Source organism: Pantoea sp. B270, assembly GCF_018726825.1.
GTDB classification, from domain to species: domain Bacteria; phylum Pseudomonadota; class Gammaproteobacteria; order Enterobacterales; family Enterobacteriaceae; genus Pantoea; species Pantoea dispersa.
The window spans coordinates 634,232-652,496 of the sequence record NZ_JAHCSX010000003.1 but is presented as its reverse complement, the minus strand read 5'-3'; the positions used below and the strand labels follow the sequence as shown (position 1 = coordinate 652,496).

Below are 18,265 nucleotides of genomic sequence, written 5' to 3'. Positions count from 1 at the left end.
CTCGTTATTCGATGACGACCAGCGGCTCGTCGAATTCAACCGGCTGGCCGCTTTCCACCAGGATCGCCTTCACAACGCCGGATTTATCGGCTTCGATCTGGTTCATCATTTTCATCGCTTCAACGATGCACAGGGTGTCGCCAGCGTTCACTTTCTGACCCACTTCCACAAACGCTTTAGCGTCCGGGCTTGGGGTGCGATAGAAGGTACCGACCATCGGCGAACGCACGATGTGGCCGCTGACTTCAGGTTTGGCCGCTTCTGCAGCGACAGGCGCAGCAGCAGGTGCAACCGCAGCAGCCAGCGCAGGCTGTGGAGCCGGAACAGCATAAGCCTGCTGCATCATAGGGTAACCGACATTGGCAGGTGAACGGCTGATGCGAACCGACTCTTCGCCTTCAGAGATTTCCAGCTCAGCGATGCCGGACTCTTCAACCAGTTCGATCAGTTTCTTAATTTTACGAATATCCATGAGTGTGGTTCCGTACTCTGTTTAATTGGAATGTGACAGGCGTTTTACGGCCGTTTGTAAAGCCCACGAGTAGCCGTCGGCGCCCAGTCCGCAGATGACGCCGGCAGATACATCGGAAAGATAGGAGTGATGTCGGAACGGTTCGCGTGCATGCACATTAGAGAGATGCACCTCAATAAAAGGAATGCTAACCGCCAACAGCGCATCGCGCAGGGCAACGCTGGTGTGCGTAAACGCAGCCGGGTTGATGATGATGTAATCGACGTTGCCGCGGGCTTCGTGAATACGATCAATCAGCTGGTATTCCGCATTCGATTGCAAATGACTCAATTTCACATGGTGCTGGTCGGCCTGTTGCGTCAGATCGCTGACAATCTGCGCCAGCGTCGTGTGACCATACTTGTCAGGCTCGCGCGTTCCCAACAGGTTCAGGTTGGGTCCGTTTAACAGCAGTATGTGAAATTTATGCGCCATCTTGCGGCTATCTCCTGCAATCAGTGAGGCATCGCGTAAAATACCGCGACATCCTTCATTTGTCACTCTTCAGAGTGAAAAAGAAGACTTCGCTTGCAATAAAGCCGGGCATTATATCCGTTTCGAGGCAATTCGCAGCAAAATACTGGTCTTATCTGCGAAGTTGATCCGGCGAGGCCCGAAGGCCACACCTTTTAACAGATCTCGCAGCAGGAAAACAACCTTGCGGGAATTATCGGCGCAGAAGTTTACGCAACTTATTGTAACGCCAGCCTAACAGCGCCAGCGCCAGTAGCGCATAAATCCACGGCTGCGGTGACAGCACTTTCACTGACCAAAGATAGTGGACAGGCGCGAGGATCGCGACCAGATAGATGCCGTTGTGTAGCGTTTGCCAGCGGCGTCCCAGTTTGCGTTGGGCGCGCTGAAAAGAGGTGATGGCGAGAGCAAACAGAATAATCCAGCTGATCATGCCCAGTAACAAATAGGGGCGCGAGACAATCTCACTGCCGAGTAATCGCAGATGATCGTAACCCAGTTCCAGCAGATAGTAGCTGGTGAGATGCAGACAGGCCCAGGCAAAGCACCACAGGCCGAGCAGCCGGCGGGTACGAATCAACAGCGGCTGCTTCAGATAACGCGTCAGCGGGCTCACCAGCAGCGTCGCCAGCAGCAGCTTCAGCGCCATGCGGCCGGTAAAATGCTGGATATCTTTCGCCGGATCGGCGCTCAGCCAGCCCTGATTTGCCGCCAGAAACAGGTACACCAGCGGCACAAACGCCGCCAGATGCAGCACCACTTTCAGCAGCGTAACGTGGCGTAATGTCAGGCGCACTCAGTAGTTCTCCCGTAAATCGAGACCGCGATACAGCGAGGCCACCTCTTTAGCATAACCGTTGAACAGCAGCGTCGGCTGGCGTTCCACCTTGAGAATGCCGCCCGCACCGATAAAGCGCTCAGTGGCCTGCGACCAGCGCGGGTGGTTGACGTGCGGATTCACGTTAGCGTAGAAGCCATACTCGTTGGCGGCAATCTGGCTCCAGGTGGTGGGCGGACGATCGTGCGTCAGGGTAATTTTGACGATCGACTTAATCCCTTTAAAGCCATATTTCCACGGCACCGTCAGGCGAATCGGCGCGCCGTTTTGCGGCGGCAGCGCTTTGCCGTAAACGCCGGTGCTGAGCAGCGTCAGCGGATGCATCGCTTCGTCCAGCCGTAAGCCTTCAACATAGGGATAATCCAGCCCACCGCCGATAAAGCGGTCCTTTTGTCCCGGCATCTGATCGGGCGCGTATAGCGTCTGGAAGGCGACATAGCGGGCATTGCTGGTGGGTTCAGCCAGCTTCAGCAGCTTGTTGAGTTCAAAGCCTACCCAGGGAATCACCATCGACCAGGCTTCAACGCAGCGCATGCGATAGATACGCTGCTCCATGGCGAAACGTTTGAAGATGTCGTCCATATCCAGCGTCATCGGCTTCGCCACTTCGCCCTCAATGCGCAATTGCCACGGGTCAGTTTTCAGCGTGCCGGCATTGGCGGCAGGATCGGCTTTGTCGAGACCAAATTCGTAGAAGTTGTTGTAGCCAGCGACTTTATCAAACGGCGTCAGCGGCAGGTCCGCCTGCCACTGGGCCGGTTTACTGAACTGCAGATCGCGTCCGGCAGGCGCCGGCGGCCTGTCATTGCCCTTAAACCAGCTCAGCACATCGGCCTGTGCGCCGCCGGGCAGACTGGCCGCGGCAGCGCCTAGCCCCAGCGCTTTCAACACCTGGCGGCGGCGCAGATTAAAAATGCTTTCCGGCGTAACATCGGCTTCGGTAAGGATGTGCGTGCGCTTCATGGCGTTCTCCGGCAAATCGATTAACTGCAGCTAGCATGATCAAACGCTGCCCGGCGCGCCACTTTCGCTGGCAAAATGTGAAATTTCCTGGCCGGTGCGTTCTGTTGAGAATAGGACGAAAAAGCCGCCCCGGAAGCCAGCGCTTCACACTTTGACGTTATACTCGCGCCGCAGGGTGGCGAAACCCGGCGCCGGGCGGGCGCTGATTTGGATCGGTAATTGTGATAATTTGCTCAGGTTTGCACCAGCGCGGCTGGCGCGAACCGTGGGCTGGCGTTCATAAACCGCAGTGATACAGGCACAGGGATGCGATTAACAACCAAGTTTTCTGCGTTTATTACCTTATTAAGCTTACTGGCGATGTTACTGATGCTGGTAGGCTGCGCTTTTAGTTTTATCTGGCTGTCGCAGCAGCGCGTAGAGAACCGCGTGCAGACGCTGGCGACGGAAGTCGATAAAGCGCTGGCCAGCCAGTCACCGCAGGAACTGACGCAGTGGCTGACGCGCCTGATGCCCGTCATCAATGCCGAACAGCTGGAACTGCATCACGATGATACCGTGCTGTTCCGCCTCGCGCGTCATGAAAATCCGATGCTGGAAGACGAGCCCAACCGTTTCATTCAACTGGATGTGCCGCTGGTGCACGCGCCGGGCATGGCGCTGCGCGTGGTGGTGCTCGATCCCGCCAAAACCTGGTTCCGCTCGTTCACCGGTGCCTACACGCTGATTATCCTGCTGACGGTGGTGGCGATCATGTCGGCGCTGCTGGTGATGACGCACCGCTGGCTTAACCGCCGCTGGCAGCATATGGAGCGGCTGGAGGCGCGCGCGGAGCGCATTCTGGCTGGCGAGCGCGCGCCACGCAGCGATACCATCGCCGAATGGCCGCCGAAAGCCAGCCGCGCTATCGATCTGCTGCTGGGGGATTTACAGGAAGCCGGTGAGCAGCGTCTGCGTATCGACACCTTAATCCGCACCTTTGCCGCGCAGGATTCGCGTACCGGCCTGAATAATCGCCTGTTTTTCGATAACCAGCTGGCCACGTTGCTGGAAGACCAGGAAGACGTTGGTACGCACGGTGTGGTGATGATGGTGCGGCTGCCGGACCTCGACACCCTGCATGAAACCCTCGGGCCGACGCTGGTCGATGAATACCTGTTCGACCTGGTGAACATGCTCTCCACTTTCGTGCTGCGCTATCCGGGTGCGCTGCTGGCGCGCTATTTCCGCAGCGACTTTGCCGTACTGCTGCCGCACCGCACTTTGAAAGAGGCCAACAGCATTGCCGACCAGCTGATCAACGCGGTGGATTCATTGCCGCCGATGCGCATGGTGGATCGCGATGACCTGATCCACATTGGCATCAGCGCCTGGCGCAGCGGCGAGTCGGTGTCGCAGGTGATGGAGAATGTCGAACTGGCCACGCGCCGGGCGGCGCTGCAGGGCGGCAACAACTGGTCGGTGGGCGAGGGCAATACGCTGGAGATGGGGCGCGGCAGCGTGCGCTGGCGCACCCTGCTGGAAAACACCGTGAACCGCGGCGGCCCGCGTCTGTACCAGAAACCGGCGGTGCTGCTGGACGGCAAAGTGCATCACCGTGAAATGCTGGCGCGCGTGTTCGACGGCGATAAAGAGGTGGTGTCGGCAGAGTTCATGCCGCTGGTGCTGCAGCTTGGCATGGCCGACAGCTGGGATCGCCAGCTGGTCATGCGTATTGCGGCGCTGTCGGAGGTCTGGCCGGATGAAACGCTGGCGCTGCCGGTGAATATCGATTCGCTGCTGCAACGGCCGTTCCAGCGCTGGCTGCAAAAATTGCTGCTGCAGTGCAGTAAATCGCAAAGAAAACGATTTTTATTTGAACTTGCTGAGGCGGATGTTTGTCAACACATCAATCGTTTAGTGCCGGTTTTCCGCATGCTGACCGCGTTTGGCTGTCGGATTGCGGTAGATCAGGCCGGATTAACGGTGGTGAGTAGCGCTTACATCAAGCAGTTCCCGATTGAGCTGATCAAGCTCGATCCGGGCCTGATTCGCAACATTGAGCGCCGTACAGAAAATCAGCTGTTCGTGCAAAGTTTGCTGGAAGTGTGTAAATCCACGCCCACCAAAGTCTTTGCCGCCGGTGTACGCACGCGCGCGGAGTGGCAAACGCTGGCCGGGCTGGGCGTCGCGGGCGGCCAGGGCGACTTTTTTGCCCCTTCGCTGCCGGTGAACAGTAATGTGAAGAAACACTCGCAACGTTACCGGATTTAGCGCGTCAGCCACAGATACGGCAGCAGGCGGCTATTTTTCGCCTTTATGCCGTGCGCAGCCGGCGCGATCGGCGGCGGGAAATGTTAGATTTTATGTCGGAATTCACCCGCGACCGGCGGGTGAATTTGCGTTTAGAGCGGCAGCTTAGCGCCGTTTAACGCCGGTGTCGGACGGCAGCACCGCCGCGAAAAATTATTCAGCCTGGTTTTTCACCGAAGCAGAACGTTTTTGCGCCTTGTAGCGGCTTCGCGTGGTTGGTAAAGTAGGCGGATTTTATTTTCCGCCCCCAGCTTGCAGGATTATCCCTTAGTATGTTTAAAAAATTTCGTGGCATGTTTTCCAATGACTTGTCCATTGACCTGGGTACCGCGAATACCCTGATTTACGTAAAAGGACAAGGCATCGTGCTGAACGAGCCTTCTGTGGTTGCCATTCGTCAGGATCGCGCCGGCTCCCCAAAGAGCGTAGCGGCTGTTGGTCATGATGCAAAGCAGATGCTTGGCCGTACGCCGGGTAACATCGCAGCTATCCGTCCGATGAAAGATGGCGTTATCGCCGACTTCTTCGTGACTGAAAAAATGCTCCAGCACTTCATCAAGCAAGTGCACAGCAACAGCTTTATGCGCCCCAGCCCACGCGTGCTGGTGTGCGTGCCGGTCGGTGCAACCCAGGTTGAACGTCGTGCCATCCGCGAATCGGCGCAGGGCGCCGGTGCCCGTGAAGTGTTCCTGATTGAAGAACCCATGGCCGCGGCAATCGGCGCGGGTCTGCCAGTGTCAGAAGCGACCGGCTCGATGGTGGTGGATATCGGTGGCGGTACGACCGAAGTCGCGGTTATCTCCCTGAACGGCGTGGTTTACTCTTCTTCTGTGCGTATTGGTGGCGATCGCTTCGATGAAGCTATCATTAACTACGTGCGCCGTAATTACGGCTCGCTGATTGGTGAAGCCACCGCTGAGCGTATCAAGCATGAGATCGGTTCTGCTTATCCGGGTGACGAAGTGCGCGAGATCGAAGTGCGCGGCCGTAACCTGGCTGAGGGCGTGCCGCGTGGCTTTACGCTGAACTCGAATGAAATCCTGGAAGCGCTGCAGGAGCCACTGACCGGTATCGTCAGTGCCGTGATGGTCGCGCTGGAGCAGTGCCCGCCGGAGCTGGCGTCTGACATCTCCGAGCGCGGTATGGTGCTGACCGGTGGCGGCGCGCTGCTGCGTAACCTGGATCGTCTGCTGATGGAAGAGACCGGTATTCCGGTGGTGGTCGCAGAAGATCCGCTGACCTGCGTAGCGCGCGGCGGCGGTAAAGCACTGGAAATGATCGACATGCATGGCGGCGATTTGTTCAGCGAGGAGTAATTCCTCTCCGGCTGAGACCGTGGTCAAATTGCGCAGGGAATAGCGACGATACCCAAAATCAGCACAACGGCAGGACGATGGCCATCGCATGCCGCACGGCAGCCTCAGCAGCAGGCACCGGGCAGCAGCGGCACAACGTCGTCACTGCGGTTTGCAGGATGCGGGGTAACTGGCGACGCTGCGCACGACGGCGTATAGCGTCCAGCCCTGGAGGCGTGAGTGCAGACACTCACGCTTCTTCCCTGATGTCGAGGAATTCGCAGAATTTATGAAGCCGATTTTTAGCAGGGGACCTTCCCTGCAGTTGCGCCTGTTTCTGGCCGTGATTGTGGCTATCGCGATTATTGTCGCCGATAGCCGGATCAGCACGTTCTCCCAGATCCGCAACTACCTGGACACGTCGGTCAGTCCATTTTACTTCCTGGCCAACGGGCCACGACAGCTTCTTGACGGCGTTTCCGAAACGCTGGCCTCGCGCCAGCAGCTGGAGCTGGAAAACAAAGCGCTGCGCCGTGAGCTCTTCCTGAAAAACAGTGACCTGCTGATGCTGGGGCAATACAAGCAGGAAAACGCGCGTCTGCGCGAGCTGCTCGGCTCGCCGCTGCGTCAGGATGAGCACAAAATGGTGACCCAGGTGATCTCCACCGGCACCGATCCTTACACCGATCAGGTGATCATCGATAAAGGCAGCGTCAACGGCGTGTATGAAGGCCAGCCGGTGATCAGCGATAAAGGCGTGGTCGGCCAGGTGGTGGCGGTAGGGCAGATGACCAGCCGCGTGCTGCTGATTTGTGATGCCTCGCACGCCCTGCCGATTCAGGTGCTGCGTAACGATATTCGCGTCATCGCCGCCGGTAACGGCTGCAGCGAAGATCTGCAGCTGGAGCATCTGCCGGGCAATACGGATATTCGCGTCGGTGATGTGCTGGTGACGTCAGGCCTGGGCGGACGCTTCCCGGAAGGCTATCCGGTCGGCGTGGTGTCGTCAGTGAAAGTGGATACGCAGCGTGCCTATACCGTGATTCAGGCGCGTCCGACCGCCGGTCTGCAGCGTCTGCGCTACCTGCTGCTGCTGTGGGGTGCGGATAAGAACGGCGACATGCCGATGGCACCGGATGAAGTGCATCGCGTGGCCAACGAGCGCCTGATGCAGATGATGCCGCAGGTGCTGCCGCCCGCGGGCGAAATGGGGCCGCCGGCACCCGCCATGATGCAGCAAAATCAGCAGATGGGGCCGCCACAGCCCGCCGCCAGCAGCCGTTCGCAGGGTAATCCGGCGAACTCGCGCGGAGGCCAGCCTTGAGTCGATATCGCAGCCAGGGGCGTTGGGTGATCTGGCTGTCCTTCCTTGTTGCGCTTATCCTGCAAATCATGCCGTGGCCGGATCAGATTTACATGTTCCGGCCATCGTGGCTATTGCTGATCCTGATCTACTGGGTGCTGGCGCTGCCGCACCGGGTCAATGTGGGCACCGGCTTTTTCCTCGGCGCCATTATGGATCTGGTCGCCGGCTCAACGCTGGGCGTGCGTGCGCTGGCGTTCAGCATTATCGCCTATCTGGTGGCCTTTAAATTTCAGCTATTCCGTAATCTGGCGTTGTGGCAGCAGGCATTAATGGTTATGGTGCTGTCGCTGGCGGTTGATGTGATTGTTTTCTGGGCAGAATTTCTGGTCATCAACGTCTCCTTCCGCCCGGAAATCTTCTGGAGTAGCGTGGTCGACGGTATCCTGTGGCCCTGGCTATTCTTACTGATGAGAAAGATTCGCCGTCAGTTTGCTGTGCAATAAGGAATACAATGATAACCCTCTACCTGGCTTCCGGCTCACCGCGTCGGCGCGAGCTGTTAACGCAGCTTGGCCTGCAGTTTGAGCGCCTGATTACCGATGTTGAAGAGCAGCGTCAGCCGGGTGAGGCGGCGGAGTCTTATGTGCGGCGTCTGGCCAGCGATAAGGCGCGGGCCGGCGTGCGGATAGCACCGCAGGATCTGCCGGTGCTGGGCGCTGACACCATCGTGGTGCTGAATGGCGAAGTGCTGGAGAAACCGCGCGATGCGGCGCATGCCGCACAGATGCTGGGTAAACTGGCCGGGCAAACCCATCAGGTCATGACGGCCGTGGCGCTGGCCGATGCGCAGGGTGAACTGGATTGCCTGGTGACCACAGACGTGACATTCCGCACTATCACGGCAGAGGAAATTTCGCACTATATCGCCAGCGGCGAGCCGATGGATAAAGCCGGCGCGTACGGTATTCAGGGCCTGGGCGGCAACTTTGTGCGCCGCATCAATGGAAGTTATCACGCCGTAGTGGGATTGCCGCTGGTGGAAACCAGCGAACTGCTGAGCCATTTTCAGTCGCTGCGTGCGTTAAGGGGACAAGATGACGGCTGAACTGCTGGTAAATGTGACACCTTCTGAAACCCGTGTTGCCTATATTGACGGCGGCATTCTGCAGGAAATCCATATTGAGCGCGAAGCGCGGCGCGGTATTGTCGGCAATATCTACAAAGGGCGCGTCAGCCGGGTACTGCCGGGCATGCAGGCGGCGTTTGTCGATATCGGCATGGACAAAGCGGCCTTTCTGCACGCCTCGGACATCATGCCGCACACCGAATGCGTGGCGGGTGATGAGAAGAAGAACTTTATCGTGCGCGATATCGCCGAGCTGGTGCGTCAGGGACAGGATTTAATGGTGCAGGTGGTGAAAGATCCGCTCGGCACCAAAGGGGCACGCCTCACCACCGATATCACGCTGCCGTCGCGCTACCTGGTCTTTATGCCGGGGGCTTCACACGTGGGCGTCTCACAGCGCATTGAAAGCGAGGCCGAACGTGAGCGGCTGAAAGCGGTGGTTGCCGCTTACTGTGACGATCTCGGCGGCTTTATTATTCGTACCGCCGCAGAAGGCATTGGCGCAGAAGAGCTGGCGCAGGACGCGGCATTTTTAAAGCGCCTGTGGACCAAAGTCAGCGAGCGTAAGAAGCGCAACCAGACGCGCTGCCTGCTTTACGGCGAGCTGGCGCTGGCGCAGCGCGTGCTGCGCGATTTCGCCGGCGCAGCGCTGGATCGCATCCGCGTCGATTCGCGCCTGACCTGCGATCTGCTGGTGGAATTTACCAGCGAATATATTCCGGAGATGGCCAGCAAGCTGGAGCTGTACAACGGCAAGCAGCCGATTTTCGATCTCTATGACGTGGAGAACGAGATTCAGCGCTCGCTCGAGCGCAAGGTGGAACTGAAATCTGGCGGTTACCTGATTATCGACCAGACCGAAGCCATGACCACGGTGGACATTAACACCGGTGCGTTTGTCGGCCACCGCAACCTCGACGAAACCATTTTTAATACTAATATCGAAGCCACGCAGGCGATTGCGCGCCAGCTGCGGCTGCGTAATCTCGGCGGCATTATCATCATCGATTTTATCGACATGAATAATGACGATCATCGCCGGCGCGTGCTGCACTCGCTGGAGAGCGCGCTGAGCAAAGATCGCGTCAAAACCAGCATCAACGGCTTCTCCGCGCTGGGGCTGGTCGAGATGACGCGCAAACGCACGCGCGAAAGCATTGAGCACGTGCTGTGTGCCGATTGCCCGGTGTGCCAGGGACGCGGTTCGCTGAAGACGGTGGAGACCGTGTGCTATGAAATCATGCGTGAAATCGTCCGCGTCCATCACGCTTACGACTCCGACAGCTTCCTGGTGTACGTGTCGCCCGCAGTGGGTGAAGCGCTGAAAAGCGATGAGTCGCACGCGCTGGCCGAAGTGGAAATTTTTGTCGGCAAGCAGGTCAAAGTACAGGTTGAACCGCTCTACACGCAGGAGCAGTTTGACGTCGTCATGATGTAAGTCGTGAGGTTGAACGCCGTAACCCAACGGAAAGCAAGGAGAGGTGTGTGAGGCGGTTGCCGGGGATTTTGTTACTGCTGCTCGCCGCAATCATCGTCATTGTGGCGCTGCTGGTCAGCGGGCTGCGCCTTGTGATGCCGCATCTCAACAGCTATCGCGGCGAGGTGCTGCACACCCTTTCGCGCGTCAGCGGCGTCACCATCGATGCCAGTGAAATTCAGGGAAAATGGGAGAATTTTGGCCCGACCCTGCAGGTGCGCGATCTGCGTATCGACATGGAAAAAGATGGCGAGCTGCAGATTGGCCGCGTTACGCTGGCGCTCAATGTGTGGCAGTCGCTGCTGCACTGGCGCTGGCAGTTTCGCGATCTCACCTTCTGGCAGCTGCGGCTGGCAACCAACCGTCCGTTGCTCACCAGCGACGAGCAAAAAAACAGCTTCAAACCGGCCCAAATCAACGATCTGTTCTTACGCCAGTTTGACCATTTCGATCTGCGCGACAGCAGCATCCGTTTTCTCACGCCTTCCGGCCAGCATGCCGAACTGGCGATTCCCCGCCTTACCTGGCTGAACGAGGACAACCGCCATCGCGCCGAAGGCGAAGTGAGCCTGTCCAGCTTCACCGGCCAGCACGGCGTGGTGCAGGTACGACTCGATCTTAACGATACTAACGGCTTACTCAACGACGGCCGCATCTGGATGCAGGCCGATGACGTGGACGTGCGGCCGTGGATTGGCCGCTGGCTGCGTGATAATACCAGCCTGCAAAGCGCGCGTTTCAGCCTGGCCGCGTGGGTCAACCTGCGCGACGGCGAGGTGTATGCAGGCGATCTGCTGCTGAGCAAAGGCGGCGCGCGCTGGCGCGGCGAGCAGGGCGATCATCAGCTGCAGGTGGATGGCCTGACCGCGCATCTGGCGCGCTACCAGAATGGCTGGAGCCTGACGGTGCCGCAAACCCGGCTGATGACTGACGGCGTGGCTTGGGATGCCGGCCATATCGCCCTGCTGTGGAAGCCGGAAGATAAACAGATGATCGGCGCGAACAGTGCAGCGGAAGTGCGGGTGCGTGCCACCCGTCTTGATCTGCAGCGTCTGGCACCGCTGGTGCCGCTGTTTGCGCCGCTCTCACCTACGCTGCTGGACAACTGGCGGGCGCTGCAGCCGCGCGGCTATATCGACGCGCTGGCGCTGGATATTCCGCTGGCGCAGCCGGAGCAGACGCGTTTGCAGGCGCGCTGGCGCGATCTGGCGTGGCAGCACTGGCAGCTTTTGCCGGGCATCAGCAATCTGAGCGGCAGCGCCAGCGGCAGTCTGAACCACGGCCAGCTGGATGTGCAGATGGGCCAGGCGGAAGTGCCGTACGGCGATATGTTCCAGGCGCCGTTACAGATTCAGCAGGTCACCGGCAGGATTAACTGGCTGCGCGATGGCAACGGCCTGACGCTGGATGGCCAGCAGCTGGACGTGCAGGCACGTTCGCTATGGGCGCGCGGCGATTTCCGCTATCAGCAAAATGTCGGTAAAGCGCCGCGGCTCGACATTCTTGCCGGGATTCGCGTCACCGACGCCGGTGATGCGTGGCGCTACTTCCCTGAGCCGCTGATGGGCCACGATCTGACGCAGTATCTCAGCGAAGCGGTCAAAGGCGGCCAGGTGGAGAATGCCACGCTGCTGTTTGCCGGCGATCCGCGTCTGTTCCCGTTTAAGCACCACGACGGCATGTTTGAAGTGGCCGTGCCGGTGCGCAATGCTACCTTCCAGTTCCAGCCAGGCTGGCCGGCGCTGCAAAACCTCGATATCGACCTCGATTTTATCAACGACGGTCTGTGGATGAAGGCGGCGCAAACCCGGCTGGGTGCGGTGGACGCGCGCAACGTCAGTGCGGTAATCCCGGATTACCTGAAAGAGAAGCTGATCATTGACGGTGATTTGAGCGGCGAAGGTAAAGATATCGCCGACTATTTCGCCCGCACGCCGCTCAAATCCACGCTGGGTGCGGCGCTGGAGCAGCTGCAGATTGGCGGCAACGTGCGTGGTTCGCTCAACCTGGATATTCCGCTGGATGGGGAACTGGTGCACGCCAGCGGTAACGTGGTGCTGAATAACAACAGCCTGCACATTAAGCCGCTCAACACCACGCTGAAAAACCTGACCGGACGTTTCCGCTACAACAACGGAAACCTGGAGAGTGAAGAGCTGCAGGCCAACTGGTTCGGTCAGCCCACCGGCGTGCGTTTCACCACCACGGAAAATCCCGATGATTTTGGCGTTAACGTCAAACTGCTGGGCGACTGGCAGCCGGCAAAACTGGCCATGCTGCCTGCCAGTGTAAGCAGTAAGCTGGGCGGCAGTCTGGCGTGGCAGGGCAATGTCGACATCACGCTGCCGCATCAGGGTGGGGCGCGCTACAAGGTTGATATCAATGGTGACGGCAAGACAGTGAGCAGTCACTTACCTCCACCACTGGATAAAGAGGCCGGTGAGGCACTGCCCATCGCCATTAATGCCAGCGGCGATTTGCACAGTTTTAACCTCAGCGGCAGCGTGCGTGAGCACCATCGCTTTAACAGCCGCTGGCTGCTGGAGCCGCAGCTGCGCGTCGATCGCGGTATCTGGCTGAATGATGCCAAAAGCACGCCGGCGCTACCGGATCGGCGCGGGATGGTGCTTAATCTGCCGGCGCTGGACGGCGAAGCCTGGCTGGGGCTGATGACCGGCACGACGGGTTCACGCAATGCGCAGGGCGAGACGGACATCGGCGGCGCACTGCTGCCGGGCGATGTGACGTTGCGCACTCCGGCCCTGACGCTCGGCGGCCAGCAGTGGCACGATGTTAATGCCACGGTGACTCAGGGCGCGGGCGGCAGCACGCAACTTCAGCTGGAGAGCCGCGAAGCGCGCGGCAGCCTGCGAACCGCACAACACGCGCCGTGGCAAATCGACCTGAGCTATCTTTATTACAATCCGCAATGGAGTGACGGTGAAGCGGGCAAGGCCTCCTCGCCGTTCAGCGGGGACAGCGGCATTGATTTCCGCAGCTGGCCAGCGCTGCAGCTCAACTGCGCTGAGTGCTGGCTGCGCGGCCAGAAGTTCGGCCACATCCAGGCCAGGCTCCAGCCGCAGGGAGAGACGTTAGCACTCACTAACGGCAGCGTCGATACCGGCAGCTCGAAGCTCAATGTCGCGGGTGAATGGGTGAACAAAGCGGGCGAGCAGCGCACCTCGTTAAAAGGCAGCCTGAGCGGCAAAAATATCAATGATGCCACCAACTGGTTTGGCATGAACACGCCGCTGCGCGATGCGCCGTTTAAAATTGATTATGACCTGCACTGGCGCTCCGCACCGTGGCAGCCTTCAGAAAAGACGCTGAGCGGCACGTTGAAAACCCACTTCGGCAAAGGGCAGATTGCGGATGTGAACACCGGTCGTGCCGGACAGTTGTTGCGGCTGGTGAGCTTCGATGCCCTGCTGCGTAAGCTGCGCTTCGATTTTAGCGATACCTTTAATGAAGGTTTCTGGTTTGATTCGATCAACGGCACGGCGTGGATTGAAAACGGCGTGATGCGCACCGATAACCTGCTGGTAGATGGCCTCGAAGCGGATATCGCCATGCAGGGCAAAATAGATCTGGTGCAGCGGCAAATCGACATGGAAGCGGTGGTGGCTCCGGAGATCGGCGCCTCGGTTGGCGTGGCCACCGCGTTTGTGATTAACCCGGTGGTCGGCGCGGCGGTTTTTGCCGCCAGCAAGGTGCTGGCTCCGTTGTGGAATAAGATTTCGCTGCTGCGCTATCACATCAGCGGACCGCTGGATAAGCCGGAAATCAATGAAGTGCTGCGCAAACCGCGCGAAGCCGATAAGAAGTGAATTTGACGCCGTCGGGGAATTGCCGCAGGCTATGACTATCCGAGCACATAATGAGTGAGAAACGATGACTCTGAATCTGGTAAGTGAGCAGTTACTAGCTGCGAACAGCATTAATCAGCAGGACCTTTTTTCCCTGTTAGGGCAGCTTTCAGAACGTCGTCTGGACTATGCCGATCTCTATTTTCAGTCCAGCTTCCATGAATCCTGGGTGCTGGAAGACAAAATCATTAAAGATGGCTCTTATCATATCGACCAGGGCGTGGGCGTCCGCGCGGTAAGCGGGGAGAAAACCGGTTTTGCCTATGCCGATCAAATCAGCCTCAATGCCCTGCGCCAGTCGTCCGAAGCGGCGCGCAGTATTGTGCGCGAGCAGGGCAACGGTAAAGCGCACGCGCTCTCCGCGGTGCTTAACCGTTCGCTGTACGCGCCGGTCAATCCGCTGGACAGCCTGACGCGCGAAGACAAAATCGCGCTGCTGCACCGGGTTGATAAAGTGGCACGCGCCGCCGATCCGCGCGTGCAGGAAGTGAATGCCAGCCTGAGCGGCGTCTACGAGCAGGTGCTGGTCGCCGCCACCGACGGTACGCTGGCGGCGGATATTCGCCCGCTGGTGCGCCTGTCCATTAGCGTTCAGGTGGAAGATCTGGGTAAACGCGAGCGCGGCGCCAGCGGCGGCGGTGCGCGTACCGGCTACGAATTTTTCCTCGCCGATGAGAGCGGTGATGTACGGGCTGATGTCTGGGCGCGCGAAGCGGTGCGCATGGCGCTGGTTAACCTGTCTGCCGTCGCGGCGCCAGCCGGTACGCTGCCGGTGGTGCTGGGTGCGGGCTGGCCAGGCGTGTTGCTGCACGAAGCGGTGGGCCACGGTCTGGAAGGGGATTTCAACCGCCGCGAGACTTCCGTCTTCAGCGGTAAGATGGGCCAGCTGGTGGCGTCCGAACTCTGCACCGTGGTTGACGACGGTACCCTTCAAGGGCTGCGTGGTTCGCTGGCGGTGGATGATGAAGGCGTGCCGGGACAGTACAACGTGCTGATCGAAAACGGCGTGCTGAAAGGCTACATGCAGGACAAGCTCAATGCGCGTCTGATGGGCGTGCCGCCTACCGGTAACGGGCGTCGTGAATCCTATGCGCACCTGCCGATGCCGCGCATGACCAACACCTATATGCTGGCGGGCAAATCGACGCCGCAGGAGATCATTGAGAGTGTGGAGTATGGTCTGTATGCCCCTAACTTTGGCGGCGGCCAGGTCGATATCACCTCCGGCAAGTTTGTGTTCTCGACCTCCGAGGCTTATCTGATCGAGAACGGCAAAGTCACCAAACCGGTGAAAGGCGCTACGCTGATCGGCTCCGGCATTGAGGCGATGCAGCAGATTTCCATGGTCGGGAACGATCTGGCGCTGGATAAGGGCGTCGGCGTGTGCGGTAAAGAGGGCCAGAGCGTGCCGGTCGGCGTAGGTCAGCCCACGCTGAAGCTGGATAAAATTACCGTGGGCGGAACAGCTTAAGGTTCATGCTGGTGCGCATCAGTGCGCACCCTGTCAAAACCGCGCAATGGGTTTGTACAATGCTTGTCAGTTATGAGTAAACAGCACGCACACTTTGGTAGCGGCGCAATTTATTGCGCGAAGCATGGATGGGAACGGTGCTGCTAGTAGTACGCGCGATTAATCGCGCTGCTACGAAATCTGCGGTAATTGAATTTGGTACTTAACTGATCGGCATTACGCAATTGTTTTGTCAGGTCACCCTTCGTGGTGACCTGGCATGCATAACTGCCCCGCATTTTCCCGTATGCGCCCTTCAGGCCGACCACACCAGCGCCAGACGGCGGCTAACTTTTGCGGTGCTGCTGATACTGCCTCGCCACCTGCCTGAAATACTCGGTCAGATAATTGATACACACCTGCACCTTGAGCGGCAGCTTATCCTTCTCGGTATAGACGGCATACACCGGGCGCGGCTCCGAGTGATACTGCGGGAACAAAATATCGATCTCTCCGGCGTTAATCTCATCAATCACCCACATCAGCGGCACATAGGCGATACCGCAGCCCGCTTTCAGCCAGCGAATCAGCGTCTGAGAATCATTGGTGACAAAACGGCCCTGCGGCGTCAGGCGCGTCACCTGGCCTTCCGGCGCCACCAGCTCGAAGGTGTTATCCGGGCGCACGCTGTACTCCAGCCAGGAAAAGTTGTCGATTTCAGCCGGCTTTTCCGGCGTGCCGTGCTGGGCCAGGTAGCTCTTCGCCGCGCATACCACCATCGGCATGGCGCCCAGCCGGCGCGAGAACAGGTTGGAATCCTGCAACTCACCGACGCGTATCACCACATCCAGCCCGTTAGCAATCAGGTCCGGCGCCGGTATGCCGGTCATCAGGTTGACGCTCAGTCCCGGATATTCGTGCAGCATCTCGCTGGTCATGGCGGAGAGGACATTTTGCGCCATGGTGGTTGAGCAGCCGATGCGTAAAATCCCGATCGGCGTGTTGTTGAAGGCGTACAGCTGTTCGTGCACCTGCGAGGCCTCTGCCAGCATGCGGCGGCAGCCCTGATAATAAATCTTACCGGCTTCGGTCAGGCCCAGACTGCGGGTGCTGCGGTTAAGCAGCTTCACCTGCAGCTCATCTTCCAGTCTGGCAACAATCTGGCTGATTGACGAGACGCTGAGCTGCAGCTGGCGTGCGGCGGCGGTAAATGAGCCCAATTCAACCACTTTGGCGAAAATGGACATGCCTTTGAGTCGTTCCATTGTTTACTCTGGCTAAAAAGTGATTTAGCTCACAATATGTAGAAAACGTATAGTCAAGCGCGTTACTATACGCACGCTGGGTCTCTTCACCGCACCTGAACACGGCAGTGTTTACCCGATGATACGCTATGATTAGCTCAACGCGGCCTGAATGTTGTCATCAGATTATCCGTCATCCCACTATCATCAACCCGACGTGCCAGAGGGCATGAGGGCAGGTATCGGTGCAATCCGGCAAGGTCGAACTAAGGAACCGAAATGAGTGTGCTTCCGGTATTTGTCGTATTCGGGCTGTCTTTTCCGCCCATATTCATTGAACTACTGGTTTCGCTGGCGCTGTTCTGGCTGGTGAAACGCGTGCTGACGCCCAGCGGGATTTACGATCTGGTGTGGCATCCGGCACTTTTTAACACAGCGCTGTATTGCTGTGTGTTTTACCTTGTATCCCGTCTATTCGTCTGAGGTTTTAAGTGAAAGCGCTTATAAGAAAAATCGCGCGTTACGCCATTACGCTCCTGCTGGTTATCATCGCTGTTGTTATCATCTTCCGCGCCTGGGTGTTCTATACCGAGTCGCCGTGGACGCGTGACGCCAAATTCTCCGCCGACGTGGTGGCGATCTCCCCGGACGTGACCGGACTGATCACCGACGTCCCGGTACACGACAACCAGCTGGTGAAAAAAGGCGATACGCTGTTTATCGTCGACCGTCCGCGCTACCAGAAAGCGCTGGATGAGGCGCAGGCGGATGTCGAATATTACCAGGCGCTGGTCAGCGAAAAACGCCGTGAAGCGGCGCGCCGTAACCAGCTCGGTACCAGCGCGATGTCGCGTGAAGCCATTGAGCAGTCGAACAGCGACCTGCAGACCAGCGAACATCAGCTGGCCAAAGCGGTGGCGACGCGCGATCTGGCGGTGATCGACCTTGATCGCACCACCATCAAAGCGCCGTCCGATGGCTGGGTCACCAACCTCAACGTCTATCAGGGGGAATTCATCACGCGCGGCTCGGTGGCCGTGGCGCTGGTGCAGCAGCACTCGTTCTACGTGCTGGCCTACATGGAAGAGACCAAGCTGGATGGCGTGCGTCCCGGCTTCCGTGCGGAAATCACTCCGCTGGGCAGCAACACGGTGCTGCGCGGCACGGTTGACAGCATCGCGGCTGGCGTGACCAACAGCAGCAGCAGCGTCGACAGCAAAGGCATGGCCACCGTGGACTCCAACCTCGAGTGGGTGCGTCTGGCGCAGCGCGTACCGGTGCGTATTCGCCTTGACGATCAACCCGGCAACCGCTTCCCGGCGGGGACCACCGCCACCGTGGTGATCACCGGTGACAAAGACCGCCAGACCAAAGTGTCGCCGATGGCGCAGCTGTTCAACCGCCTGCGTGAGTTTGGTTAAGC

15 protein-coding genes are annotated in these 18,265 nt (G+C 58.8%); 10 read left to right on the top strand and 5 right to left on the bottom strand.

The window, feature by feature from the left end; translation table 11 throughout:
• Positions 1-4: 4 nt before the first annotated feature.
• The 4 genes from accB to msrP form a co-directional block, all read right to left on the bottom strand.
• A complete protein-coding gene (accB, locus tag KOL70_RS22465; RefSeq protein ID WP_058759883.1) occupies positions 5-472 on the bottom strand; it encodes an acetyl-CoA carboxylase biotin carboxyl carrier protein in 468 nt (155 codons plus the stop codon).
• 21 nt (positions 473-493) lie between these two features.
• Positions 494-946: a type II 3-dehydroquinate dehydratase gene (gene aroQ / locus KOL70_RS22460; protein WP_021508156.1), complete on the bottom strand. Its 453-nt coding sequence runs from the start codon at positions 944-946 to the stop codon at positions 494-496.
• A 232-nt stretch (positions 947-1,178) separates the two neighbouring features.
• Entirely contained in the window at positions 1,179-1,781 is a 603-nt protein-coding gene (gene msrQ, locus KOL70_RS22455; protein ID WP_150059494.1) for a protein-methionine-sulfoxide reductase heme-binding subunit MsrQ, read from the bottom strand.
• Positions 1,782-2,786: a protein-methionine-sulfoxide reductase catalytic subunit MsrP gene (gene msrP / locus KOL70_RS22450; protein ID WP_021508154.1), complete on the bottom strand. Its 1,005-nt coding sequence runs from the start codon at positions 2,784-2,786 to the stop codon at positions 1,782-1,784.
• A 306-nt stretch (positions 2,787-3,092) separates the two neighbouring features.
• Here msrP and csrD point away from each other — a divergent pair, with 306 nt between their 5' ends.
• The 8 genes from csrD to tldD all read left to right on the top strand — a co-directional run bounded on the left by csrD (position 3,093) and on the right by tldD (position 15,619).
• Positions 3,093-5,039 carry an RNase E specificity factor CsrD gene (gene csrD / locus KOL70_RS22445; RefSeq protein WP_058759881.1) on the top strand — a complete coding sequence of 649 codons (1,947 nt, stop codon included), beginning with the start codon at positions 3,093-3,095 and terminating at the stop codon, positions 5,037-5,039.
• A gap of 311 nt (positions 5,040-5,350) precedes the next feature.
• Positions 5,351-6,394 (top strand): rod shape-determining protein MreB, encoded by a 1,044-nt coding sequence (gene mreB / locus KOL70_RS22440; RefSeq protein WP_003855260.1) that lies wholly within the window; start codon positions 5,351-5,353, stop codon positions 6,392-6,394.
• Between the two features lie 268 nt (positions 6,395-6,662).
• On the top strand, positions 6,663-7,697 hold the full coding sequence (gene mreC / locus KOL70_RS22435; RefSeq protein WP_021508152.1) for a rod shape-determining protein MreC: 1,035 nt from the start codon (positions 6,663-6,665) through the stop codon (positions 7,695-7,697).
• Complete coding sequence (mreD, locus tag KOL70_RS22430) at positions 7,694-8,182, top strand: rod shape-determining protein MreD (RefSeq protein ID WP_031279826.1); 489 nt, start codon at positions 7,694-7,696, stop codon at positions 8,180-8,182. Before mreC ends, mreD begins: the two co-directional genes overlap by 4 nt.
• A gap of 8 nt (positions 8,183-8,190) precedes the next feature.
• Positions 8,191-8,784 (top strand): nucleoside triphosphate pyrophosphatase, encoded by a 594-nt coding sequence (locus KOL70_RS22425; RefSeq protein WP_021508150.1) that lies wholly within the window; start codon positions 8,191-8,193, stop codon positions 8,782-8,784.
• A complete protein-coding gene (rng, locus tag KOL70_RS22420; RefSeq protein WP_021508149.1) occupies positions 8,774-10,243 on the top strand; it encodes a ribonuclease G in 1,470 nt (489 codons plus the stop codon). The genes KOL70_RS22425 and rng overlap by 11 nt, the downstream gene beginning before the upstream one ends.
• Before the next feature lie 47 nt (positions 10,244-10,290).
• Entirely contained in the window at positions 10,291-14,109 is a 3,819-nt protein-coding gene (gene yhdP, locus KOL70_RS22415) for an AsmA2 domain-containing protein YhdP (RefSeq protein WP_104188183.1), read from the top strand.
• A gap of 64 nt (positions 14,110-14,173) precedes the next feature.
• On the top strand, positions 14,174-15,619 hold the full coding sequence (gene tldD, locus KOL70_RS22410) for a metalloprotease TldD (protein WP_215481618.1): 1,446 nt from the start codon (positions 14,174-14,176) through the stop codon (positions 15,617-15,619).
• Positions 15,620-15,945: 326 nt separating this feature from the next.
• Here the strand turns inward: tldD and aaeR are convergent, their stop codons facing one another.
• Positions 15,946-16,863 carry an HTH-type transcriptional activator AaeR gene (gene aaeR / locus KOL70_RS22405; RefSeq protein WP_031279824.1) on the bottom strand — a complete coding sequence of 306 codons (918 nt, stop codon included), beginning with the start codon at positions 16,861-16,863 and terminating at the stop codon, positions 15,946-15,948.
• A gap of 258 nt (positions 16,864-17,121) precedes the next feature.
• On the opposite strand from aaeR, the gene aaeX reads away from it, so the two are divergent.
• Together aaeX and aaeA are read left to right on the top strand one after the other, a co-directional pair.
• Positions 17,122-17,325 (top strand): p-hydroxybenzoic acid efflux pump operon protein AaeX, encoded by a 204-nt coding sequence (gene aaeX, locus KOL70_RS22400; RefSeq protein ID WP_021508145.1) that lies wholly within the window; start codon positions 17,122-17,124, stop codon positions 17,323-17,325.
• A gap of 8 nt (positions 17,326-17,333) precedes the next feature.
• Positions 17,334-18,263 carry a p-hydroxybenzoic acid efflux pump subunit AaeA gene (gene aaeA, locus KOL70_RS22395; RefSeq protein ID WP_058759877.1) on the top strand — a complete coding sequence of 310 codons (930 nt, stop codon included), beginning with the start codon at positions 17,334-17,336 and terminating at the stop codon, positions 18,261-18,263.
• The last annotated feature ends 2 nt before the right edge of the window (positions 18,264-18,265 follow it).